Genomic DNA, 21,973 nt, shown 5'->3' with positions numbered 1-21,973 from the left:
AGCGAAGGCCGCCCGGCTGACGAATCGGCCCTCGTCGGCGGACCTCCCGTGACGAGCGGCCGCCCGATCCCGGACCCCGTCGATCCAGGACAGGAATCGGTGTGGGACTACCCGCGGCCACCCGTGGTCCAGCAGAGCGGCGAGTTGGTGGAGGTGCGGTTCGGCGGGCACCTCGTCGCACGCACACGCAACCCGCTGCGCCTGCTCGAGACGAGCCACCCGCCGACGTACTACCTGCCGCGCACGTGTTTCGCCGAGGGGGTCTTGCGTCCGGTTGCCGGGAGCACGGTGTGCGAGTGGAAGGGGCGGGCGGATTATTTCGACGTCGTCGCGGGCGGACACGTCGCCGAGCGTGCGGCGTGGCACTATCCCCGGCCGGTCGCCGGGTACGAATCTCTCGTCGGGCACGTTGCGGTCATGCCGGGATCGATGGACGGCTGTTTCGTCGACGGCGAGCGGGTTCGGCCCCAGACGGGGGGCTTCTACGGCGGGTGGATCACCGATCGGGTGGTGGGCCCGTTCAAGGGTGGGCCCGGGAGTCGCTTCTGGTGATCGTTCCGGTCAGACGCCTCACCCGGTACCGTGAGACTCGTCCTTCTCCCACGGTGGCAGGTCGTCGACGATCAGGGCAATGATCCACGGCAGGGGAATCGCCACGCCGATGATCGCCACAGCCACCCAGGGGTTATTGGTAAGTCCGTAGACCACCGCCGACAGCACGAACGCGAGAATCCTGAACGACGTCACGATCACGTACCTGCGCACCCGTACCCGATGCTGTTGTTCGAGGGACACCGACGCCGTGGTGATGCTGATCGGGTGGCGGGCGGTGCCACTCGGTGCGGAGGTCCACCGAAAGGTCGGGCCCGTGACGGCGGAGCGCAGTACGCGGGAAAAGTTCACCACACCGGAATACCCAGGACATCACAGAGTGCAACCCCCATCGCCGATCTCACGGCCGGCCGAAGGGGGGTGATCGCAGATGCGTAGAGCACGCGGCCACGATCCCCATCCGTTCCTCGACCGACATCGCGCCCCTCACGGCGACGGCTACTGTCGAGTCATGGCCACCACAGCTGACCACCTCAGAAGCACACTCGACGGACGCTGGCGGGAGGTACGCGAGCGCGTCAGGGCGGAATTGTCCGGCTCCCCCGACTTCGCACCGCACTACACCCCCGACCTCGACGAGGCCCGCGCCAAGACGCTGGCGCAGTTGCGTCTGCTCGCGAGCAACGGGTACGCCGCCGACGGTTTCGCGAAGGACCACGGCGGTACCGGTGACGCCGGCGCCGCAGTCACGAGCATCGAGATGCTCGCAATGTCCGATCTGTCCCTGATGGTCAAGGCAGGCGTGCAGTGGGGACTGTTCGGCGGCGCGATCGAGAACCTCGGCACCGCGCGCCATCACGAGGCGTACGTGAAGCGTCTCGTCGACCTCGATCTGCTGGGGTGTTTCGCGATGACCGAGACGGGTCACGGCAGCGACGTGCAGGCGCTCGAGACCACCGCCACGTACGACGCGGACGCGGGCGAATTCGTCATCCACTCCCCCACGCCGTCCTCGCGCAAGGACTACATCGGCGGGGCGGCGCAGCACGCGACGATGGCAGCCGTGTTCGCGCAGTTGATCACGGGCGGCGAGTCGCAGGGCGTGCACTGTTTCGTGGTGCCGATCCGGGACGAGGACGGCAACGACCTTCCCGGCGTCCACACGTCGGACTGCGGCTACAAGGGTGGGCTTCCCGGGGTCGACAACGGCCGAATCACGTTCGACCAGGTCAGGATTCCGCGGGAGAACCTTCTCAACAAGTACGCCGACGTGGAACCCGACGGCACGTATACGTCGCCGATCGACAACGCGAACCGCCGGTTCTTCACCATGGTGGGCACTCTCGTGCGGGGACGCGTCACGGTGGGCGGGTCCGCCGGCGCCGCCGCTCGCGTCGCATTGTCGATCGCCACCCGATATGCGTTGCAGCGCAGGCAGTTCAACGCCCCGCAGGACGAGGACGAGGTGCTGCTCATGGACTACCTCGTCCACCAGCGCAGGCTGTTCCCGCTGATCGCGCGCTCCTACGCTCTGCAGTTCGCCCAGAACGAGCTCGTCGCCAAGATGCACGAGATCCAGAGCAGCGCCGACGCCGACCCCCAGGAACAGCGTGAGCTCGAGGGCCGCGCCGCCGGGCTCAAGGTTGCGAACACCTGGCACGCCACCCGTGCGATCCAGGAGGCCCGTGAAGCGTGTGGCGGCGCCGGGTACATGGCCGAGAACCGCCTCACGGCGCTCAAGGCGGACACCGATGTGTTCACCACGTTCGAAGGCGACAACCACGTCCTGACGCAGCTGGTGGCGAAGGAACTGCTCACGTCCTACGCGGACGAGGTGCGCGGCATGAGCCCCGTCGAATGGATGCGCTTCGCGGCCACCACGGTCTCCGACGTCGTCAAGAAGCGCACCGCCGCGCAGCAGATCATCCAGACGATCCTCGACACGAGGCAGGACAACGAGGAAGACGGCAGCCTCTTCAACCGCGGCACCCAGCTGACCATGTTCGAGGACCGCGAGCAGTACCTGCTCTCGACCGCCGCCCGTCGCCTCCAGGGTGCGCAGAAGCGCGAGGAGAACCCGTTCGACGCCTTCAATTTCGTGCAGGATCATGTGCTGCACGCCGCGCAGGCCCACATCGACCGGGTCGTGCTCGAGGCGTTCGTCGCCGGCATCGACGAGTGCGAGGACGACGACGCCCGCGACCTGTTGAGCGATGTCTGCGACCTCTACGCGCTGAGCGTCATCGAGGAAGACAAGGCCTGGTTCATGGAGCACCGGCAGCTGTCGGTGGAGCGGTCGAAGGCGGTGCAGCGGGGAATCAACGAACGATGCCGGTCGCTACGGCCCCACGCGCGGACGTTGATCGAGGGACTCGGGGTTCCCGAGGCGCTACTCGGCTCCGCGATGCTCGACGGTCCCGGGACCGACACCGTCCGCAAGACCCAGATCTTCCGGTGACGAGGACGGCTCGGCGGGTTCGCCCGCCGGGCCGGACCGGAGCCGGCGCACCGAGTCGATCACCAGCAACCCCGCGACCGTCACCAGGCCGGCGGCGACGGCGATCCACGACCCCGAATACGCGGTTCCCTCGAAGGAGGGTGCACCCGGCGCCACGGGACCGAACGCCGATGTGACCTGGGAGCGGTTCCAACACCACACCGCGGCGACGACGCCGGCCACGGCGCCGATCCACTCCGCTGCCGCCACCGCGGTCCGGCGGTTCATTCCGCCGACCCTCCCGCCGACTTCGCGAGCAGCGATTCGAGCTGCTCGCGCAATGCCACGTCGTCCTTCGCCCACGCCTGCACCAGGGCACCGCCCCGCAGTCGCAGTCCGATGCCCGTCCGCCGGCGGGGAACCGCGGACAGCTCGCCCAGACTCCGCGCGGTTTCCCACGGCTGCTGCTCGTACGATTCCGGGTCGGCGGGGGGCATGATCTTCAGGATCTCGGTGATCGGCAGGTCTTCGGTGCCCTGCCGCAACGACGACGTCGTGAGTTCGACGCTGGCATGTCTGCGGGCGGCCACCACCTGCACGTAGACGAACCCGCTGAGCAGCACCGCGAACAGCGACAGCGCGAACCAGTGCACCACCGGGCCGGTGAGCAGTTCGATGATCAAGGCGATCAGGCAGAACACCGGGCCGAACGCCACCATCCGCCAGCGGGCGCCGGGCTCACTGAACAAGACGGCTGGTTCGCTCACACGCTCATCCTGCGACATCACGGCCCGCGAGGAAAACGTGAGGCACGTCAGGAGAGGGCGCCCGGGATCACGACGAGCAACAGAGTCAGCAGCACGAAGGCCACGATGATGGCGAACATCAGTGCTTCTTTGCGAGACCCGTGTGCTCGATCGTCAGCGCGCATGGAGGAAAGTCCTTCGGTCGAAATGAAGTCTGCGGTCTGCCCTTGTGACGTACTTCACGGTACATCTTTATATTTCACGAGCAAATCGGAGCTACTCGGCGGAGGGGGGCAACCTCAGGAAGTAGCTGTTGGAATCCTTGCGGTGCATCAGCACGACGGCGCCGACGGCCACCACGGCCTGGAGGATCTGCACGCCGCCGAGAGCGAGCGCGGTGCCGCTTCCGTCGGATCCGATGCCGAAGAGCACCGGGACGGTCCACACCACCATCATCACGCACGCGATGGTGAGCAGCATCCGGGCCCAGTTCCGGCCCTTACGCATGAAGTGCACGAACAGGAGAAAGAGCCCGGTGAGGATCAGGATGAGGACGACAGTGAACCCGATGCCCACGTAGAACAGCGACTCCACGCTGTCGCGGCTCATGTCGACCTCGCCGGATGTGACGCTGGGGTTGTTCATCAGTTCGTCGACGAACGTCGACTTCTCGCCCACCACCAGAACCATCGCGGCCAACGCCTGGATCAGACCGAGCCCGGCCACCGCCCACAGCAACTGGGCCGCGGTGCCCACGTCGATCGGTGCCGGACGTTCGGGCTTCGGCTGCGGCACCGGCGGGGGGTAGGGGAAATCGTGCGGAGACGGGCTCTGCTGATGCGGAGCCTGGTGCGGCGGTGTCGGTGGCCACTGCTGGGTCATGGCACTACCGTATCCGCCGACGAGACGATCACAACCAGCCGGCCGCTTCGGTCGCCCAGTACGTCAGCACGACGTCCGCACCGGCGCGGCGGATACTGGTGAGCGATTCGAGGATCGCGGCGTCCCGGTCGATCCAGCCGTTCTGCGCGGCGGCCGTGATCATCGAGTACTCACCCGAGATCTGATACGCCGCAACGGGGACCGGCGAGCGGTCCGCCGTCTCGCGCAGAACGTCCAGGTAGGACATCGCCGGCTTCACCATCACCATGTCGGCGCCCTCGTCGATGTCGAGGTCCACCTCACGCAGCGACTCCCGGCGATTGGCCGAATCCTGTTGGTACGTGCGGCGATCACCCTGCAGTGACGAACCCACGGCCTCACGGAACGGGCCGTAGAACGCCGACGCATATTTCGCCGAGTACGCGAGCTGACCGACGTCGGTGTACCCCGCGTCGTCGAGGGCCTTGCGGATGGCGGCGACCTGGCCGTCCATCATTCCGCTCGGACCGAGCAGATGCGCGCCGGCCTCGGCCTGCGCGACCGCCATGTCGACGTACCGCTGCAGCGTGAGGTCGTTGTCCACCGCACCGTTCGCGTCGAGAACGCCACAGTGACCGTGGTCGGTGAACTCGTCCAGGCAGGTGTCCGCCATGATCACCGTTGCATCGCCGACTTCGTCTGCGAGCCAGCGCAATCCGCGGTTCAGGATGCCGTCCGGATCGGACGCGCCGGATCCCTCGGCGTCCTTGTCGTCGGGACGGGGCACCCCGAAGAGCATGAGTCCGCCGAGTCCCGCCTCGACCGCTTCCGTCGCCGCCCGCCGCAGCGAGTCGGGAGTGTGCTGGAAGACGCCGGGCATCGACGAGATCTCACGAGGCTCGTCGATACCGTCCGCGACGAACATCGGCAACACGAGATGCCGTGGCTCGAGCGAAGTCTCGGCGACCAGACGACGCAGGGCCGGTGTCCGGCGAAGCCGTCGCGGTCGATGGGTCGGGAACAAGGACATGCCCTCCTTCGTCGGGCCTGTGAGTGGTTGAGGAGTGCCTGGACTCCTCAACCACTCACAGGCGCGTAGCGCCTATCGCCGAGCGCGGGACTTCTTGCGCGGCGGGGGCAGTGCGCCCTCGGCACGCAGGCGCGCCGCGTGCTCGGCCAGAGCCTCCACCAGCGGGCCGACCTGAGCGGTCTCCGGCTGCACGTCCACGCGCAGGCCGAACTCGATGGCCGTCTCGGCGGTCTTCGGACCGATGCAGGCAACGAGGGTGCGCGCGTGCGGCTTTCCGGCGATGCCGACGAGGTTGCGGACCGTCGAGGACGAGGTGAAGCAGACGGCGTCGAACCCACCGGTCTTGATCATCTCGCGGGTCTCGGCCGGCGGCGGCGCAGCCCGGACGGTGCGGTACGCGGTGACGTCGTCGATTTCCCAGCCACGTTCGCGCAGGCCCTCGGCCAGCGTCTCGGTGGCGATGTCGGCGCGGGGCAGCAGAACCCGGTTGACCGGGTCGAACACGTCGTCGTAGGGGGCGAACTCGGCCAGCAGGCCTTCGCTCGACTGCTCGCCGGAGGGCACGAGTTCGGGGTTGATTCCGAACGAGCGCACCTTCGCGGCCGTGGCCTCACCGATGCAGGCGATCTTGACGCCGGAGAACGCGCGGGCGTCGAGCCCGAACTCCTCGAACTTCTCCCACACCGCACGCACCGCGTTGGTGGACGTGAAGACCACCCACTGGTAGCGACCGTCGACGAGGCCCTTCACGGACCGTTCCATCTGCGCCGGGCTGCGGGGCGGCTCGACGGCGATGGTGGGTACCTCGATCGGGATGGCGCCGTGCGTGACGAGGCGGTCGCTCATTTCGCCTGCCTGATCCTTGGTGCGCGGCACCAGGACCTTCCAGCCGTACAGTGCGCGCGACTCCCACCAGGACATCTTGTTGCGCTGGGCGACGACCTTGCCGACCGTCACGACCAGCGAACCGACCAGTTCGGAACCGGCCTCGTTCAGCGTCGCGAGGGTGGCCTCGACGGTGCGCTGCTGCCGGGTGGTGCCGCGGACCGTGATGGCCGCCGGGGTCTGCGGAGCCAGGCCGTGCTCGACAAGGGCGCTCGCCGTCTCGGCGAGATGACCCGACGTGGCGTGCAGGACCAGTGGTCCGGGCGCGGCGGCCAGGGCCGCCCAGTCGACCTCGCCGCGGACGTCGGCCTCGGTGTGTCCCGACCCCAGTGCCATACCGGCGTAGGAGGGGACGGCGGACGCGGACGGCAGGCCCGGCAGGACCTCGAACTGCACCTGGGTGCGGGCGACGGCGGTGACCTCGGCGATCACCGAGTCGGTGGTCAGCGGGTCGCCGGACACCAGACGCACCACGTCGTGGCCGTTCTTCGCCTCGTGGACGAGGGTCTTCGCGACCTCCGCCGGCTCACCCAGCGCGGGACGGACCTCGGCGAGCGGCTCACCGGTCTCGGCGTCGACGCCCAGGTCGGTGCCCACCAGGACGGTGACGCCCTTGTCGACGTCGGGGTCGGTGAAGGCGAGGGTCGCTGCGGCAAGGACGTCCCGTGCGTGCACGGTGAGCAGTGCCGGATCGCCCGGTCCGGATCCCACGAACAGGATTCGTCCGGGGGTGTTCTTACGGACTCGGCTCATCGGTAATTCTCCAGTGCGATCATGTGTCGAGATGGGTACAGGGAGCGGATCGGCCGATCAGTCGGCCTTCGCACATCAAACATCGGCATCACCGGCCTCGGTGACATTCATCAGCTCCCGCGCACCGAGCTCGAGAAGCTCCCGCGCGACGGAGCGGCCGAGTTCTTCGGCGTTCTCCGGGGAGCCCACGGCTCCCGTGCGAATGACGTCGGAACCGTCGATGGCTGCGGCGCAGCCCCGGACGGACAGTTCGTCGAAGATGCGGCCGTCGTCGTCGAGTGATTCGACGACCTCGGCGATCGCGCCGACGGGCGCGGTGCAGCCGGCCTCGAGCTCGGCGAGCAGTGCGCGTTCCGCGGTGACGGCGGCGCGGCTGTTCGGGTCGTCGAGCTCCGACAGGATCGCGACGAGTGCCGTGTTCGCCGACAGGCATTCGACGGCGAGCGCGCCCTGCGCGGGTGCGGGCAGCATCTGGACCGGCTCGATGGACTCGGTGATCAGGTCCAGTCGTCCGATCCGCGCGAGGCCCGCCCGGGCCAGGACGACGGCGTCGAGTTCGCCGGATTCGACCTTGCCGAGGCGCCGCTGCAGGTTGCCGCGCAGCGGCCGGATGTCGAGGCCGAGGCCCAGCGCCCGCAGCTGTGACGTGCGCCGCGGTGCGGACGTGCCGACCTTCGAACCGGCGGGCAGTTCACCGAGGACCAGTCCGTCGCGGGCCACGAGCGCGTCGCGGGGATCCTCGCGCGGCGGAATGGCGGCGATGGTGAACCGCTCGTCGGGGGCGGTCGGCAGGTCCTTGTAGGAGTGGACGGCCACGTCGACGCGGCCGTCGGCGAGCGCTTCCCGGAGTTCGGCGGTGAAGACGCCGACCCCGATCTTCTCCACCGACTCCATGGACTGGTCGCCCTTGGTCTTGATGATGACGAGCTCGGCGTCGTGCCCGGCCGAGATCAGTGCGTCGCGCACGGTGCCGGCCTGGGTGGTCGCGAGCTCACTCCCACGGGTTCCGATCCGCAGCGTACGGGTGCCGACGGCGCTCATGCCTGCGATTCCTTCCCATGGTTGTCGTCTGTGACGAAGCGGCGCAGGCGCGGGTCCTGGCCGGCGATGAAGCCGTCCGTGATATCGATGGCGCTCAGGTCGGTGGCGCCGCCGAGGTCGGTGGGCTTCGCGACGGCCTCGACGGATCCGGGGCTGAGTTCGAACAGTTCCCGCAGGGCGGCGGCGTAGGAATCACCACCGGGCGCGGAGGCGAGCTGCTTCACCCGGACGGTGGGCGCGTGGAGGAGCTTGTCGACCACCCGCCGCACGGTGCGTGCGACCTCGTCGCGCTCGGGGTCGTCGAGTCCGGGCAGACGCGAATCCAGTCGCATCAGCTCCGCCTCGACCACGTCCGCGGCGCGCTGGCGCAGGGCGGTGACGGTCGGCGTGACCTCCGCCAGCCGCTGGCCGGCGAGGTAGTTGGCGAGTTCGGCGGCGACGATGGTCCGGGCGGCGTTGGCGTCGGACGCGGCGGCCCCTGCGGCGGGATCGCGCTGCAGCGACTCCATGTCGAGGACGGTGACCCCGGGCAGACCCGACACGGCGGGCTCCACGTCGCGGGGCAGACCGAGGTCGCAGATGACGAGGGGGCGTTCGGCGTCGCGGCCGGGCTGTGCCAGCGCGCGGTGGGTGTCCGCGAGCGTGACGACGGCGCCGACCGCGCCGGTACAGGTCACGAGGACGTCCGCCTGGGCCATCGCGGCCGGGAGTTCGCTCAGTTCGAGGGCCTCCGCCTCGACACCGTTGGATCGGGCCGTGTCGGCGAGGTGCTCCGCACGCTCCTTGGTGCGGTTCACCACGACGATGCGGCCGATCCCGGCACGCGTCAGGTGCGCGACCGACAGACCGCCCATGGAACCGGCGCCGACCACGACGGCGGTGCGTCCGGTCAGCCCGCCGTCGCCCACGATGCCGGCGGCGCGGTCGAGGGCCACGGACACGACGGACGCGCCCGCCGAGTCGATACCGGTCTCCGAGTGCACTCGCTTGCCGACGCGCAGCGCCTGCTGGGCGAGCTCGTGCAGCGTGCGGCCCGCGGCCTGCTGTGCGTCGGACGACGCGTAGGCGGTCCTGATCTGCCCGAGGATCTGCTGCTCGCCGATCACCATCGAGTCGAGTCCGCTGGCCACGGCGAACAGGTGCTCCGCCGCAGCCTCGCTGTAGCGCACGTACGCGTGCCGGTGCAGATCGGTGAGATCCAGCCCGGAATGGTCGGCGAGCAACTCGCCGACCTCGGCCAGCGCACCGTGGAATGCATCGACGACGGCGTAGATCTCCACCCGGTTGCAGGTGGAGACGATCATCGCCTCCGAGATGTGCGACGACGCCAGAAGCTTGTCCGTCAGCTTCGGGCGATCGGTGTCGGTGACAGCCACCCGCTCGAGAACCGGCACCGGGGCCGTCCTGTGCGAGACCCCGACAAGCAGAACACTCACGGCGCGATCACTGATCCGTTTCTTGGTGCGGTGGACGGGACAGCCGAATGTCCGATGCGGACGCGGGGAGCGGTGGGGACCGATTCCGTGTTGCGTGCGCTGTTGAACGAGAGGACCTGCATTTCGACCGCGAGATCGACGCGGCGCATCTCGACGTGGTCGGGGACGTCGAGCGAAGTAGGCGAGAAGCTGAGGATGCAGCGCAGTCCGGCGCGCACGAGCCGGTCGGCGACTTCCTGCGCCGCCTCGTCGGGCGTCGAGATGACACCGATCGTCGCCTCGAGCTCGGCGCAGGCCTGTTCGAGTTCGTCGACGTGCCGCACGGTGAGGTCGCCCACCGGCGCACCGACCCGCGCCGGATCGCTGTCGAACAGTCCGACCATGGAGAACCCGCGACGGCCGAAGCCGCCGTAGCCGGCGAGCGCCTGGCCGAGGTTTCCGACGCCGACGAGCACCACCTTGTGTCCGCGGTCCAGGCCGAGCGCCCGCTCGATGCGGGCCCGCAGTCGCGTCACGTCGTAGCCGACGCCGCGCACGCCGTTCGGCCCCAGGAAGGAAAGGTCCTTGCGGAGCTTGGCGGAGCCGACACCGGAAGCGGCGGCGAGTTCCTCGCTCGAGACGATGATCGTGCCGCGTTCCGTCAGCACTCCGAGGACCCGCAGGTACGTCGCGAGGCGCGTCACCGTAGCCTGGGGGATGTCCCGCGATTCGGGGATCGGAGCCGCGCCGGCGACCGAGGGGGCCGGAGACCCGACCACTGACTGCCCGACCGCCCCCGTGACGCCAGGGGCCACAGACCCATGCGTCTGGTGCGTTTCGGTCACGTCGTTGGCTCCTCGTCCGACCGGCATTCGATGCCGTTCTTCACGATGCTCCGGGGAATTGTTCACACCACGGTAACTGCTTGTGAACCCATGCACAAAGTCACTGCGACTGCGCGACATGCGGTCCTACCTGCACGGCATCGGAAGATCCCACTTTTAGGGTTCCCTTACTTGCGTAAATCCGAGCGAAGGCGCTCTTCGTCGACCTCCCAGTAACTGTGCTCACGTCCGTCGAGCAATACCACCGGCAATCGGTCGCCGAATTCGGCCCGCAATTCGGGGTCCGTGGCCGCCGCCTCGTCCACGTCTATGCACGTCAGTTCCAGCCCGAACTCCTCGCACAGAACCAGCAGCCGGTCGCGGGCCGGCGCGCACGCACCGCACCCCGCCCTCGTGAGAAGCGTCACCTCGTGTCCGCTCGCGCTCATGCCTCGCCACTTCCTTTCAACGCCTCCGGTGGAGTCACTGTGCCGTTTCGGGGTCCACAGACGCCAATCGGCTCGGAGATGAACGTCACACAGTTCCCCCAGCGCGGCCATCCACCCGCCCCGTCCCCGATTCGGGAGATAGGCTGCTCCCAGAGGCTTCTGCGATACGGGAGGTGCGAGTGCCTGCGCGATCACTACCGAACGGCACGGGTTTCGGTTCAGGTCTGGCGGGGATCATCCTCCCGGGCCGACGCCAGTTCAGGAATCCGCTGGGACCCAGCGAAGCCGAGGTACGTGCCAACGTCGCAGGTGAGGCGAGTGCCGATGCGGCCCTCGCACTCCACGTCGCGGCCGGCGAAGAAACCGAACTGGTGGAACACGATGTTCCCCTCGACCTCACGGCGGCCGCGTTCTTCGACGTCGACAACACGATGGTCCAGGGCGCCTCGATCATCCACTTCGCCCGCGGACTCGCCGCCCGCAAGTATCTGAAGACGTCCGACCTCGTCGACTTCGCGTGGAAGCAGATCAAGTTCCGCGTCACCGGCAAGGAGAGCAGCGACGACGTCGCCTCCGGCCGGGAGAAGGCCCTCTCGTTCGTCTCCGGACGGTCGACGGCCGAGCTCGCCCGGCTCGGTGAGGAGATCTACGACGAGGTCATCGCCGACAAGATCTGGCCCGGCACCCGCGCGCTGGCGCAGATGCATCTGGACGCCGGACAGCAGGTATGGCTCGTCACCGCGACGCCGGTGGAGCTGGCCCAGGTCATCGCGAAACGCCTCGGCCTCACCGGCGCCCTCGGCACGGTGGCCGAGAGCGAGGACGGGATGTTCACGGGACGCCTGGTGGGCGACATCCTGCACGGCCTCGGCAAGGCGCACGCCGTGCGCGCCCTCGCCGTCCGCGAGGGACTCAACCTCAAGCGCTGCACCGCGTACTCGGACAGCCACAACGACGTGCCGATGCTGTCGCTGGTCGGCACCGCGGTCGCGATCAACCCCGACACCGATCTGCGCGAGCTGGCCAAGAACCGGGGCTGGGAGATCCGCGACTTCCGGACCGGACGCAAGGCCGCCAAGATCGGCGTCCCCACGGCGCTGCTCCTCGGCGCAGCCGGCGGCGCACTCGCCGCAATCGTCGCGCGGCGCCGCGAACAGGCGGCCTGAGCCGCGCGCCGCGGCGCAGCGGTTCAGCCCAGGAACACGTTCCGGCGCTTGGCGAGGAGCCGGTACAGCGTCTGCTGGATGGTCTCCCGGACGTGGTCGGTGACCTCGAACAGTTCCATCGGGTCGTCGGCCGCCGCAGCGTCGTAGGTGTCGGTGACGATCGGCTTGCCGAACTCGATGTACCACTTCGACGGCAGCGGGACGAGGCCGAGCGGTCCGAAGTGCGGGAACAGCGGGGTCACCGGGAAGTACGGCATGCCCAGCAGCCGGGCGAGCGTCCCGAGTTCGCCGATCTTCGGGTAGATCTCCTCGGACCCGACGATCGAGCACGGAATGATGGGCGCACCGGTCCGCATCGCGGCGGACACGAAGCCGCCGCGGCCGAACCGCTGCAGCTTGTAGCGCTCGCTGAACGGTTTGCCGATGCCCTTGAAACCTTCGGGGAACACGGCCGCGACCTCCCCGTCCTGCAGGAGGCGCACCGCGTCCGGGTGGCACGCGAGGGTGTGCCCGGCCTTGCGGGCGACACCGCCGACCAGCGGCATCTCGAACGCCAGATCGGCGGCCAGCATCCGCAACGGGCGATGCGCGGGGTGATGATCGTGGACGGCGACGGACGTCATCAGACCGTCGATGGGCAGGACACCGGCATGGTTGGCGACCACCAGCGCGCCACCGGTCGACGGGATGTTCTCCAGACCGCTGACCTCGACGCGGAACCACTTGTCGAACAGCGGCCGCAGGATGGGGAGCCACACGTTCTCGGCGAAGTGCGGGTCGTAGCCGAAGTCGTCGACGTGATAGTCGCCCGACAGCCTGCGGCGCACGAACTCGGCTGTGTTGACGATCTGCTCGGCCAGGGCGTTGCGGACGGCGTCGACGGCCGAGGACTCGGTGACGGGCTCGGGTGGGGTGATCACGGCGGGTGGAGGCATCGCGGACGGATGTCGGCTCTCGCTCTGCTCACGCCTCGAACGTCCGATAGCGGCCCCGCGCGCGGCTGTCGCACCGTGCAACGGAATGACCTTCGCCACTTCGTTCACCTCTCCCCTTTCGCCGTGCCGGTAAGAGCGAGTAGTGCGTTTTCTGCTGCGTCGACCCATTCGTTCTTGATGATCGCCTTGACGCCTGCCGCGCGAGCGAAGTCGTCGAGCGCCTGCATCGAGGTCCACCGTGGCTCGAAGGATAGTTCGCTTCGCATGCGGGTGGTGTCGAGTCCGCAACCGAAGTGGAAGTACTCGAGTTGCTCGGTGGTGTACGACCTCATCACCGGACCCATCAGCGCACGTCCGAGGTTGCGGAACAATCCGAACGGCATCGGGACCTCGATCCGCCCGGCGCGGCGGATGGCCTGGGACATCATGACCACGCCGTCGCCGGCGACGTTGAACGTGCCCGCCGGACCCGACACCGTGGCCCGTTCCAGTGCGGCGAGCGCGTCTTCCTCGTGCAGCACCTGCAGGCGTGCGTCGCGTCCGAGGATGGTCGGCACCACGGGTGAGGTGAGGTACTGCGCGACGGTCGCGTTGAGACGGGGCCCGACCAGTGGTGCGAGGCGAAGAATCGACACGCCGATGTCGGGGCGCCTGCGCCCCATTCCGCGCAGATAACCCTCGATCTCGATGCAGTCCCGTGCGTAGGCGCCCGCGGGACGCCGCCGGGCGCTCATCTCCTCGGTGAACTTGGCCGGGTCCTTGGCGCTGCAGCCGTACACCACGGAGGCCGAGCGCAGTACGACCTTCCGGACCGTCGGCGCCTTCTGGCAAACGGCGAACAACTGCATCGCGCCGATGACGTTCATGTCCTTCATGGCCGCGCGACTGCCCGACTTCGGCGGGCGCGCCAGCGTCGAGGCGTGCACGACCGTGTCGACCTCGGCGTTGCGAATAACCTTGCCGATCAGGGGATTCCGGATATCGGCGCGCACGAACTCGGCGCGGCCCATGCGCCGCAACATGTCCTTGCTCGGCGACACCGCGTCCACCGCGATGACCCGCTCGATGTCCGGATTCTGAGCGAGCCGGGTGACCAGGTACCCACCCAGAAACCTGCTTGCCCCAGTGACCAGTACGACGCGCGGCACCGCCGTCCGCGTAGTACTGCCTCCGTCACTCACAACCACTAGAACCCCCGATCACGTAGCGAGTGACGTCAACGATACGTGCAGGAGGGGGATGGCGCTCCGCACAACGACAATTGGTCGGTCGCCCACTATGCGGAGGGTGCCGGCGAAACGACGGATGCCCGCCACCGGAAGGTGACGGGCATCCAGACGCAACTCTTTACTTACCGAGTTTCCTGCGCTGCACTCGGGTGCGTCGAAGCAGCTTGCGGTGCTTCTTCTTCGACATGCGCTTGCGTCGCTTCTTGATCACTGAACCCATAGCGGGTGTCCCTCACGTTCTTCTCTAGCGTTCGTGCGCACGCCTGTCACGTACGCCTGCGCCACTCTGGCGCCTGGGCCTCGTTTTAACTAGCTCAGCGCCTTACGACACCAGCTGGCTGGTACGACAGTCGCTAATCGTACCGGTGCGGGTCCGCTCCCGGAAAACTAGGTCGCACCGCTCCCGGCGAAACCGAAGTGACCCTCTTCGTGCCGATCGGTCAACCGGCGTCGAAGTACGAGGTTTCGAGGTAGTCGTGCACTGCTTTCGCATGCACTCTGAACGAGCGGCCCACACGGACGGCGGGCAGTTCGCCGCTGTGCACCAACCGATACACAGTCATCTTGGACACTCTCATCAGCGTCGCTACCTCGGCGACGGTGAGAAATTGCGTTCCGGCCAGTGCCGGTTGTCCGTCCGGGGCCGAGCCCTTGGACGGCTTTTTTGCAGACGTCATCAACCACTTACCTCCGGCACGTCTCGCGCCGCCGGCTTCCCCTCCGGCGGAACAGACACGCACGTGCTACTTCGAGCTTAGCGGGACGGATGGGGTTACTGCGACGGGTGTGGGCAATCGAATATTCATTCGGTCGTCGTGCCGAGTTCGGCGGATCGAATTTTCGCAGCTTCGAGGGCATCGAAAAATGCTGTTCGGAGCCCGTTTCCCTCCAGCCGGCGGATCGCTGCCGCGGTGGTTCCGCCGGGCGAAGTCACGGCGGCACGAAGTTCGGTTGCGCTCTCCCCCGACCTGTCGAGCATGGCTGCGGAGCCGACCATGGTCTGCACGACCAGTTCGGAGGCGGTCGCCCGGGTCAATCCGAGCCCGACGCCCGCGTCGATCATGGCCTCGGCGACCAGGAAGAAATAGGCCGGACCGGAGCCGGAGACGGCGGTGACGGCGTCGATCTGCGATTCGGGGACGACGACGACCTTGCCGACCGACGACAGGACGCCGCGCACCAGTTCGAGGTGCTCCTTCTTCACGTGCCTGCCGGGTGCGAGCACGCTGACGCCCTCACCGACCAGCATGGGCGTGTTGGGCATGACCCGCACCACCGGGAACCCGGCAGGCAGTCTCGTCTCGTAGAAGGCGGTGGGGATACCGGCAGCGAGCGACACGAGCAACTGCTCGCGCTCACCGTCGAGTTCCACCTTGGACACCTCGGTGAGCGCAGCCTCGACGTCGCCGGGCTTGACGGCCATCACGATGACGTCGGCACCTTCGGCGGCGTCGGAGGGGGTGGTGACCCGCACCGAATACGCCGCGGCCAGCTCGTCGGCGCGCGCCGGATGCTGCTCGGCCACCACCAGATCCTTGACGGCGTGACCTGCCTGCAGAAGCCCCGAGATGAGGGCCTCACCGATCTTGCCGCCTCCGATTACCGCAATTCTCGTCATGGCGAACAGCCTGCCACGACGCTCTGCGGCGCCTTCCTAGCGGGGGATCATCGCCAACTGCCGGCTCTGCACGACGATCGCCCCGGTCGAGTCGAGAACGGTGTGGTCCTCCTCGAACCACGCACCGCCGAGCACGGTGCTGCTGGCCATCACGCGCAGCCAGCCCGGCGCCGGCTGCCTGCGCAGGTACGTGGTCAGCTGCACCGTGGGGGCCCAGCCGAACATGCCGCGGTTCATCGTCACGGGGGCGCTGATGTCTCCGGTCATGATCGCGAACAGGGCGGCCGTGTCGGGATCGTCCTCGTCGCCTGCACGCGGTCGCACCCACATGCGCACCTCCGGTTCACCCTGGTTGCCGGTCAGGAAGTGCGCCGACGTCCCGTCCACCCGCATGTCGCAGCCCTGCGACACGTGGACGATCTGCCCCATCGGATGGTCGGCCGTGAGCACGACGGCGTCGGTGGGCGGTTCCGCCGGAAGCTGGGACAGGGCGTGGTCTCCGCTGTACTGCGGTTCCCCCACGTCCGGGACGCCGAGCGTGACCGACGCGTGCACGGCGACGCGGTCGCCCTGCGTCAGCTCCACGTCGACGAACGACACCTGCTTGCCCTGCTTGCGGACCGTCGTCGACAGCGTCACCTCGCCAGGGTCGGGAGCGGACAGATAGTTGGCACCGACCGCGAGGGGCTGCACCCGGGACAGATCGGCGTCGCCGGTCTCGTCGAGCAGTCGCCTGCGGGCCGCGGCCGCGCAGAGCGACATCATCGAACCGCCGTGCACCTTGGGGCCGATCGTCCAGATCGGGTCGATCGACGCCTGGTAGGCCCCGTCACCGGCAGCGGTGAGGACGTTGAGGTCGCGGAAGGGAGTTGAGCTCACTGCTGTTCCTGTTCTTCGGGGTTCCGGAGGCGCTTCTGCGCGACGTCCTGGTGCGCGAGCCGGCGCATCGCGGCGATCACCGGCTCGTAGATGGCCGTGCCGAGCACCGCGTAGCGGATCGCGTCCTCGGCCGATTCGGTGGGCATGAGTCCGATGTCGATCTCGGCGATCCCGCGCACGTGCCGCCCATAGGCCTCGAGCCGCTCCTCGGTCATCGGGATGCCGGCTTCTTCGAGCCCCTCGAGTGCACGTTCGAGCTGGCCGACCGCGACGTACCGCGGGTCGTACACCTGCCCGAGCCTGTCGAGGACGGCACGTGCCCGCGGGAACTCGTCCACCTCGTCGGCGGACGCGTCGAGGTAGGGCGGGAGTTGCGCGATGGCCTCGCCGAGCACCTCGAACAGCGAGCCGTCAGGGTTGTCCACGAGCCGGAGAATCTCCCGGATGCGCGGAATCGGGAGTCCGGCTCCGGCCAGCGCCTTGACGAGGCCCAGTCGCTCGACGTGCTTCTCGCCGTACCGTGCCTGGGTAGCGCTCGTCGCCTCGCCGGGCATCAGCAGACCTTCGCGCAGGTAGTACTTCACCGTCGCGAGCGGAACGCCGGTACGGGCGACCAACTCGGAAACGCGCACGGCCCCTCCTTCGGCTCGTCGACTCTCGACTTCGGATACCCAGAACTAGATACTGAAACTATCCAATGTGGCGACGAGCTTACCGCAGCAGGCCCGCGGCAGAAATCTCAGGTGTCGTCGTGATCGCCACCGGAGTGGCTGCGCGGCGACCCCGAGGCAGCGCGGCCCGGTTCGAGGTGCTCACGGGCGAAGGCCAGCGCCTGCGCGAGCATCGAGGACCGTTCCCGCTGCGTCCGGGCGTTCTGCGTGTTGATCTCGATCACCGCCTGCCCGTCGAATCCGGTGTCGACGAGATGACGGCACAACTGCGCGCAGGGCTGGGCGCCGTGGCCGGGGATCAGGTGCTCGTCCATCGACGCGCCCCGGCCGTCGGCGAGATGGAGATGAGCGAGGCCCTCCCCCATCCGCTCCGCCAGCTTCATCGCATCCATGCCGGCCGTGGCCGTGTGGGACAGATCCAGGGTGTAGTGGGCGTGGCCCGAATCGGTGGGGTCGTAGGACGGGCTGAACGCCGACAGGGCCGCCCCCGGTCCACCCCGTCTCCGGAGCCGCTGGGCCGACCTCTCCTTGCTGCCGAAGAAACCGTCCGCCCGCATGGGGAACATGTTCTCCACCGCGACGATCACGTCACTGCGCTGTTCCAGGTCGGCCACCTGATCGGCGAAACCCTCCGCGTACCGACGCTGCCAGCGGAACGGGGGGTGCACCACGACACTCGTCGCCCCGAGCGACTCGGCGGTGCGGACGGAACGCTCCAGCTTCGCGACCGGGTCGGCTCCCCACACCCGCTGCGAGATGAGCAGGCACGGCGCGTGGATCGCCTGCACCGGTATCGCGTACCTGCGCACCAGCCCGGCCACCGCCCCGATGTCCTGGCTGACCGATTCGGCCCACACCATCAGTTCGACGCCGTCGTATCCCAGATCGGCCGCGTACCGGAACGCCGCTTCCGTGTTCTCCGGGTACACCGAGGCCGTCGACAGGCCCACCAGTACCTTCCGCCCGCGCGGTGACCGTCGAACCTGCCCGTGCCCGCTGTCCCCGACCATGAGCAACTCAGCCCGACGCAAGCATGAAGGCTAACGGCCCCAGAGTGACGATCATCCCGACCACGACGGCGATCACGAAGCTGGTGATGTCGTCCGTGCGACGCAGGATGCGGACCATCGCGACCAGCCCCACGATGACGAGCAGCGCCAGAATCAGCGCGACCCACGGAAAGACGTCCCACAACTTCTCGAAACCCTTGAAGAGTAGGGCCCCGGCGATCACGGCTACGACACCCTGACCGATGAGGACGGCCCACTCCCGGGTGGAGTTCTCTCCTGTCTCGTCCTTCTTGCCCGCCCTCTCCGCTTTCGCGGCCTCGGCCTTCTCGGCCTTCGCCTCCTTGCGGGAGCGGCGAGGACTCTCGGGCTTGTCGCCCTCGTGCTTCTCCGTGTCCGCATCGTCGGTGGCGGCCTCGATGAGTTCCGTCTCCTCGCCCGCGTTCGCCGCGTCCGAGTCCCGGGACTGCCGCATCAGGTCGCCGGCCAGCGTCGAACCGGACAACAGTGCAGGTTCCGGCTTCGCCTTGGCGGGAGCCTCGGGCTTCGGCGTCTTCACGAACTTCGACGCGCCGTTCGACGGTGCAGCGCTACCCGCCTTCGCGGGGGTTCCGGTTTTCGCCGTCGCCTCGGGCTTCGCGGGTGCTTCGGACTTCGTCGCCGGTTCGGCCCCGGCCGCCGGAGTGCCGGCCTTCACCGCCGGCTTCACGCGGGGAGCGGCGACGGTCGGGGCGGGCTCCGGCTTCTTCACGACCGGGGCGGCCACGGTGGGCGCCGGCGCGGGGGCCTCGGGTGCCGGCCGTTCTTTCTGGACGGATCGACTCACCCAGGTTCCCTGGTGATCACGCGACGTCCCGCCCGACACCACTCCGCGCCCGCGGCCGCCGGGGCGACTGGCGATGGGCTCGTCGTCATCGTCTTCGTCGTCGTCGACCGGAGCCTTGAACGCTGCCGTGCGCTCGTCCGCGCGCACGGACGGCGCCGCCGGCGCGGGCGCGCGCGGCGGCTCGGGAGCGGCAGGTTCCGGTTCAGGGTCGGGTTCGAGTGCCCGCGAATCGGACGGATCCCGGACCACCGGGATTTCGCCGGTCAGCTCGGCAACGGAGATTCCCCCCTTGACGCCGCGACGACGCCGCCCGCCCCGGGACTCCACCTGCTGCCCGTTGCGTTTGAGCAGTTCTGACACAGAGATCTGCTGACTGTCCTCGGTCATCGAGCACCCACCATCAATTCACCGCCCATTTCCGTATCGAGCTTGCGGAGGATCAAACCCTCACGCAGAGCCCAGGGGCAGATTTCCAGTTCCTCCACGCCCAGTGCTCTCATGCTGGCCTCCGCAACGAGTGCTCCGGCCACGATCTGCTGCGACCTGTCGGAGCTCACCCCTTCCAATTCTGCACGGTCCGAGGCCGTCATCCGCGAAATGAAAGCTATGAGTTGCCTGAGACCGCTGGCGGTGAGGGTGCGCTTCACCCGCGGGCCCGCGCCGGACGGCGCCGCGCCCGTCAGCCTGGCCAGCGAGCGGAACGTCTTGGACGTGCCGACGGCCCGATCCCACTGCCCCGCCGCGCGCAGTTCCTTCGACGGGACGGTCAGTTCGGCGTCCAGCCAATCCCTCAGCACCGCCACACGACGCTTGCCCGGCGGGTCGGCCTCGAGCCAGTCCCGGGTGAGCCGTCCCGCGCCGAGTTGCAGCGACAGCGCGACGTCCGGGTCCTCGTCGCCACCCGTCGTCAGCTCGAGGGATCCGCCTCCGATGTCGAGGTTCAGGATGCGGCCCGCGCTCCACCCGAACCAGCGGCGCACGGCGAGGAACGTCAGCCGGGCCTCGTCGACACCCGACAGAACCTCGAGCGTCACCCCGGTCTCGGCGTGTACCCGCTCGAGCACGGCGTCCGAATTGTTGGCGTCGCGCACGGCGGACGTGGCGAAGGCCATGAGCTCACCGCACCCCGACGTCTTCGCGATGCTGGCGAAGTCTGCCACCGTCGAGACCAGGCGATCCGCACCCTGGGAGGTGATGTCACCCCGGTCGTCGGTGTTCTCCGCCAACCGCAGAGTCGACTTGGTCGAACTCATCGGTGTGGGGTGGCCGCCCCTGTGGGCGTCCACTACGAGAAGATGGACGGTGTTGCTTCCGACGTCGAGTACCCCTAGTCGCACATTGACACGGTACTGGGTCTACCGTCGGGCTTTGTGACAGCACGTAAAGCAGGGCGTTCACACAAGATGACACCCAGCCCCGAAGTACCCCTCGACTTCGCTCGCGAATGGGTCGAATTTCCCGATCCCGACAACACCGAGCACATCATCGCCGCGGACATGACGTGGCTGCTCTCCCACTGGACCTGCGTGTTCGGGACCCCCGCCTGCCAGGGCATCATCGGCGACCGACCGGACGACGGCTGCTGCTCCCACGGCGCGTTCCTGTCCGACGAGGAGGACCTGGAGAAGCTGAACAAGTCAGTGAAGCTGCTCACACCCGAGGACTGGCAGTTCATGGAGAAGGGTCTCGGCAAGAAGGGCTACATCGAGGAGGACGACCTCGAGGACGAGCCCGCGCTGCGCACCCGCCGCTATCACGGCGCCTGCATCTTCCTGAACCGCCCCGGCTTCGAGGGCGGCGTCGGCTGCGCGCTCCACTCGATGGCCCTCAAGCGCGGTATCGAGCCTCTCGAGGTCAAGCCCGACGTGTGCTGGCAGCTCCCGATCCGCCGCACCCAGGAGTGGGTCGAGCGTCCGGACGGCGAGCAGATCCTCAAGACCACCATCAGCGAGTACGACCGTCGCGGCTGGGGTGAGGGCGGCTCGGACCTGGACTGGTACTGCTCCGGCTCCCCCGACGCCCACGTCGGCGCCAAGGCCGTCTGGCAGTCGTACGCACCCGAGCTGACGGAACTGCTCGGCAAGGCGGCGTACTCGGAGTTGGCGAAGATGTGCAAGCGCAGGGCCGGCCTCGGCCTCGTCGCCGTCCACCCCGCCACCGCGGCCGCCCAGCGGAAGGCCGCCGAGTAACGCATCAGACCCATCGGTCGATTTACCCGTCACGGCCCATTCCGGGCACAGCCATGACGGGAGAGACAATGTTCGCTCGAATTCTGACCGGTGCCCTGTTGACCGCCGCCGCGACGCTCGCCCTCGCGCCGACCGCGTCCGCCCAGCCGACCCCGGACTGGAACACCTTCTACGGCAAGACCGCGAACTTCGTCGCACCGTTCGATCCGGGAGCCTTCGGCGACAAGGGTGACCGGGCGCTGGTGCTGAGCCCGTACGGAACCGGCCGGGTCATCGAGTGCAAGGGCGACGGACACTACGTCGCGGTCTACTGCAGGCAGTTCGACGACCAGGGTCGCGAGCATGCCATCACGCAGATCATCTCGGCGCCGCTCCGCGGCGTGTACGTGTACAACCCGTTCTGACAAGATCCCACGAATTCGTCAGCCGCACAGTCAATTTCCTGTGCGGCTGACGAATT

General features: G+C 68.2%; 25 protein-coding genes. 5 read left to right on the top strand and 20 right to left on the bottom strand.

The features are described from left to right. Positions 1 to 48 precede the first annotated feature (48 nt). Positions 49 to 552 (top strand): DUF427 domain-containing protein, encoded by a 504-nt coding sequence (locus OYT95_RS28470; RefSeq protein ID WP_268789729.1) that lies wholly within the window; start codon positions 49 to 51, stop codon positions 550 to 552. A gap of 18 nt (positions 553 to 570) precedes the next feature. On the opposite strand, the gene OYT95_RS28465 is transcribed toward OYT95_RS28470, so the two are convergent. Continuing rightward, positions 571 to 903, bottom strand: a complete 333-nt coding sequence (locus tag OYT95_RS28465) for a DUF3099 domain-containing protein (protein ID WP_235214680.1) — start codon at positions 901 to 903, stop codon at positions 571 to 573. Between the two features lie 160 nt (positions 904 to 1,063). Here OYT95_RS28465 and OYT95_RS28460 point away from each other — a divergent pair, with 160 nt between their 5' ends. Further along, positions 1,064 to 3,010: an acyl-CoA dehydrogenase family protein gene (locus OYT95_RS28460; RefSeq protein ID WP_268789728.1), complete on the top strand. Its 1,947-nt coding sequence runs from the start codon at positions 1,064 to 1,066 to the stop codon at positions 3,008 to 3,010. Here OYT95_RS28460 and OYT95_RS28455 read toward each other — a convergent pair. The 9 genes from OYT95_RS28455 to OYT95_RS28415 form a co-directional block, all read right to left on the bottom strand. Next, a complete protein-coding gene (locus OYT95_RS28455) occupies positions 2,942 to 3,277 on the bottom strand; it encodes a hypothetical protein (protein WP_112301772.1) in 336 nt (111 codons plus the stop codon). The genes OYT95_RS28460 and OYT95_RS28455 overlap by 69 nt on opposite strands. Then, entirely contained in the window at positions 3,274 to 3,756 is a 483-nt protein-coding gene (locus OYT95_RS28450) for a hypothetical protein (RefSeq protein ID WP_037233360.1), read from the bottom strand. Before OYT95_RS28450 ends, OYT95_RS28455 begins: the two co-directional genes overlap by 4 nt. A gap of 255 nt (positions 3,757 to 4,011) precedes the next feature. After that, positions 4,012 to 4,617 (bottom strand): hypothetical protein, encoded by a 606-nt coding sequence (locus OYT95_RS28445; RefSeq protein ID WP_037233357.1) that lies wholly within the window; start codon positions 4,615 to 4,617, stop codon positions 4,012 to 4,014. 28 nt (positions 4,618 to 4,645) lie between these two features. Further along, positions 4,646 to 5,620 carry a porphobilinogen synthase gene (gene hemB, locus OYT95_RS28440; RefSeq protein WP_037233621.1) on the bottom strand — a complete coding sequence of 325 codons (975 nt, stop codon included), beginning with the start codon at positions 5,618 to 5,620 and terminating at the stop codon, positions 4,646 to 4,648. Between the two features lie 78 nt (positions 5,621 to 5,698). Continuing rightward, a complete protein-coding gene (locus OYT95_RS28435) occupies positions 5,699 to 7,264 on the bottom strand; it encodes a uroporphyrinogen-III synthase (RefSeq protein WP_005566479.1) in 1,566 nt (521 codons plus the stop codon). A 75-nt stretch (positions 7,265 to 7,339) separates the two neighbouring features. Beyond that, the gene (hemC, locus tag OYT95_RS28430; protein ID WP_007300748.1) at positions 7,340 to 8,305 is read right to left on the bottom strand and encodes a hydroxymethylbilane synthase; all 966 of its coding nucleotides are present in this window, start codon (positions 8,303 to 8,305) and stop codon (positions 7,340 to 7,342) included. Next, on the bottom strand, positions 8,302 to 9,741 hold the full coding sequence (locus OYT95_RS28425; protein ID WP_268789727.1) for a glutamyl-tRNA reductase: 1,440 nt from the start codon (positions 9,739 to 9,741) through the stop codon (positions 8,302 to 8,304). Before OYT95_RS28425 ends, hemC begins: the two co-directional genes overlap by 4 nt. Continuing rightward, complete coding sequence (locus OYT95_RS28420; protein ID WP_037233348.1) at positions 9,738 to 10,592, bottom strand: redox-sensing transcriptional repressor Rex; 855 nt, start codon at positions 10,590 to 10,592, stop codon at positions 9,738 to 9,740. Before OYT95_RS28420 ends, OYT95_RS28425 begins: the two co-directional genes overlap by 4 nt. Positions 10,593 to 10,732: 140 nt before the next feature. Next, on the bottom strand, positions 10,733 to 10,993 hold the full coding sequence (locus tag OYT95_RS28415) for a glutaredoxin family protein (protein ID WP_128641563.1): 261 nt from the start codon (positions 10,991 to 10,993) through the stop codon (positions 10,733 to 10,735). A gap of 179 nt (positions 10,994 to 11,172) precedes the next feature. Here OYT95_RS28415 and OYT95_RS28410 point away from each other — a divergent pair, with 179 nt between their 5' ends. Beyond that, on the top strand, positions 11,173 to 12,159 hold the full coding sequence (locus OYT95_RS28410; RefSeq protein WP_037233343.1) for an HAD family hydrolase: 987 nt from the start codon (positions 11,173 to 11,175) through the stop codon (positions 12,157 to 12,159). Between the two features lie 23 nt (positions 12,160 to 12,182). Here the strand turns inward: OYT95_RS28410 and OYT95_RS28405 are convergent, their stop codons facing one another. The 10 genes from OYT95_RS28405 to OYT95_RS28360 form a co-directional block, all read right to left on the bottom strand. Next, complete coding sequence (locus OYT95_RS28405) at positions 12,183 to 13,202, bottom strand: lysophospholipid acyltransferase family protein (protein ID WP_005251979.1); 1,020 nt, start codon at positions 13,200 to 13,202, stop codon at positions 12,183 to 12,185. After that, on the bottom strand, positions 13,199 to 14,242 hold the full coding sequence (locus OYT95_RS28400) for an NAD-dependent epimerase/dehydratase family protein (RefSeq protein WP_037233342.1): 1,044 nt from the start codon (positions 14,240 to 14,242) through the stop codon (positions 13,199 to 13,201). Before OYT95_RS28400 ends, OYT95_RS28405 begins: the two co-directional genes overlap by 4 nt. Positions 14,243 to 14,441: 199 nt before the next feature. Continuing rightward, complete coding sequence (locus OYT95_RS28395; RefSeq protein ID WP_003402602.1) at positions 14,442 to 14,543, bottom strand: 30S ribosomal protein bS22; 102 nt, start codon at positions 14,541 to 14,543, stop codon at positions 14,442 to 14,444. A gap of 220 nt (positions 14,544 to 14,763) precedes the next feature. After that, positions 14,764 to 15,000, bottom strand: coding sequence for a helix-turn-helix domain-containing protein (locus tag OYT95_RS28390; protein ID WP_005258384.1), 237 nt, complete (start codon positions 14,998 to 15,000; stop codon positions 14,764 to 14,766). A 125-nt stretch (positions 15,001 to 15,125) separates the two neighbouring features. Further along, positions 15,126 to 15,941 (bottom strand): pyrroline-5-carboxylate reductase, encoded by an 816-nt coding sequence (gene proC / locus OYT95_RS28385; RefSeq protein ID WP_112301767.1) that lies wholly within the window; start codon positions 15,939 to 15,941, stop codon positions 15,126 to 15,128. 36 nt (positions 15,942 to 15,977) lie between these two features. After that, positions 15,978 to 16,820 (bottom strand): thioesterase family protein, encoded by an 843-nt coding sequence (locus tag OYT95_RS28380; protein WP_268789726.1) that lies wholly within the window; start codon positions 16,818 to 16,820, stop codon positions 15,978 to 15,980. Further along, entirely contained in the window at positions 16,817 to 17,452 is a 636-nt protein-coding gene (locus tag OYT95_RS28375; RefSeq protein WP_037233332.1) for a MerR family transcriptional regulator, read from the bottom strand. Before OYT95_RS28375 ends, OYT95_RS28380 begins: the two co-directional genes overlap by 4 nt. Positions 17,453 to 17,559: 107 nt before the next feature. After that, positions 17,560 to 18,501, bottom strand: a complete 942-nt coding sequence (locus OYT95_RS28370) for a sugar phosphate isomerase/epimerase family protein (protein WP_052033243.1) — start codon at positions 18,499 to 18,501, stop codon at positions 17,560 to 17,562. Positions 18,502 to 18,508: 7 nt separating this feature from the next. Next, entirely contained in the window at positions 18,509 to 19,711 is a 1,203-nt protein-coding gene (locus OYT95_RS28365) for a hypothetical protein (protein WP_268789725.1), read from the bottom strand. Next, on the bottom strand, positions 19,708 to 20,661 hold the full coding sequence (locus tag OYT95_RS28360) for a Ppx/GppA phosphatase family protein (RefSeq protein ID WP_009474743.1): 954 nt from the start codon (positions 20,659 to 20,661) through the stop codon (positions 19,708 to 19,710). Before OYT95_RS28360 ends, OYT95_RS28365 begins: the two co-directional genes overlap by 4 nt. A gap of 66 nt (positions 20,662 to 20,727) precedes the next feature. On the opposite strand from OYT95_RS28360, the gene OYT95_RS28355 reads away from it, so the two are divergent. Beyond that, a complete protein-coding gene (locus tag OYT95_RS28355) occupies positions 20,728 to 21,513 on the top strand; it encodes a hypothetical protein (RefSeq protein WP_268789724.1) in 786 nt (261 codons plus the stop codon). 68 nt (positions 21,514 to 21,581) lie between these two features. Then, the gene (locus OYT95_RS28350; RefSeq protein ID WP_268789723.1) at positions 21,582 to 21,917 is read left to right on the top strand and encodes a hypothetical protein; all 336 of its coding nucleotides are present in this window, start codon (positions 21,582 to 21,584) and stop codon (positions 21,915 to 21,917) included. Positions 21,918 to 21,973: the final 56 nt, after the last annotated feature.

The organism is Rhodococcus sp. JS3073 (assembly GCF_026810085.1).
GTDB classification, from domain to species: Bacteria; Actinomycetota; Actinomycetes; order Mycobacteriales; family Mycobacteriaceae; genus Rhodococcus_F; species Rhodococcus_F wratislaviensis.
Note: the sequence above shows the minus strand (reverse complement) of the source record. Positions and strands in the feature narration are given on the sequence as shown.

Bases quoted from the DNA above. Each gene is read 5' to 3' on its own strand.
- OYT95_RS28460 (WP_268789728.1), top strand. From the start codon at position 1,064: ATGGCCACCACAGCTGACCACCTCAGAAGCACACTCGACGGACGCTGG.
- OYT95_RS28455 (WP_112301772.1), bottom strand. From the start codon at position 3,277: ATGAACCGCCGGACCGCGGTGGCGGCAGCGGAGTGGATCGGCGCCGTG.
- OYT95_RS28445 (WP_037233357.1), bottom strand. From the start codon at position 4,617: ATGACCCAGCAGTGGCCACCGACACCGCCGCACCAGGCTCCGCATCAG.
- OYT95_RS28435 (WP_005566479.1), bottom strand. From the start codon at position 7,264: ATGAGCCGAGTCCGTAAGAACACCCCCGGACGAATCCTGTTCGTGGGA.
- hemC (WP_007300748.1), bottom strand. From the start codon at position 8,305: ATGAGCGCCGTCGGCACCCGTACGCTGCGGATCGGAACCCGTGGGAGT.
- OYT95_RS28420 (WP_037233348.1), bottom strand. From the start codon at position 10,592: ATGCCGGTCGGACGAGGAGCCAACGACGTGACCGAAACGCACCAGACG.
- OYT95_RS28415 (WP_128641563.1), bottom strand. From the start codon at position 10,993: ATGAGCGCGAGCGGACACGAGGTGACGCTTCTCACGAGGGCGGGGTGC.
- OYT95_RS28395 (WP_003402602.1), bottom strand. From the start codon at position 14,543: ATGGGTTCAGTGATCAAGAAGCGACGCAAGCGCATGTCGAAGAAGAAG.
- OYT95_RS28390 (WP_005258384.1), bottom strand. From the start codon at position 15,000: ATGACGTCTGCAAAAAAGCCGTCCAAGGGCTCGGCCCCGGACGGACAA.
- proC (WP_112301767.1), bottom strand. From the start codon at position 15,941: ATGACGAGAATTGCGGTAATCGGAGGCGGCAAGATCGGTGAGGCCCTC.
- OYT95_RS28370 (WP_052033243.1), bottom strand. From the start codon at position 18,501: ATGGTCGGGGACAGCGGGCACGGGCAGGTTCGACGGTCACCGCGCGGG.
- OYT95_RS28365 (WP_268789725.1), bottom strand. From the start codon at position 19,711: ATGACCGAGGACAGTCAGCAGATCTCTGTGTCAGAACTGCTCAAACGC.
- OYT95_RS28355 (WP_268789724.1), top strand. From the start codon at position 20,728: ATGACACCCAGCCCCGAAGTACCCCTCGACTTCGCTCGCGAATGGGTC.
- OYT95_RS28350 (WP_268789723.1), top strand. From the start codon at position 21,582: ATGTTCGCTCGAATTCTGACCGGTGCCCTGTTGACCGCCGCCGCGACG.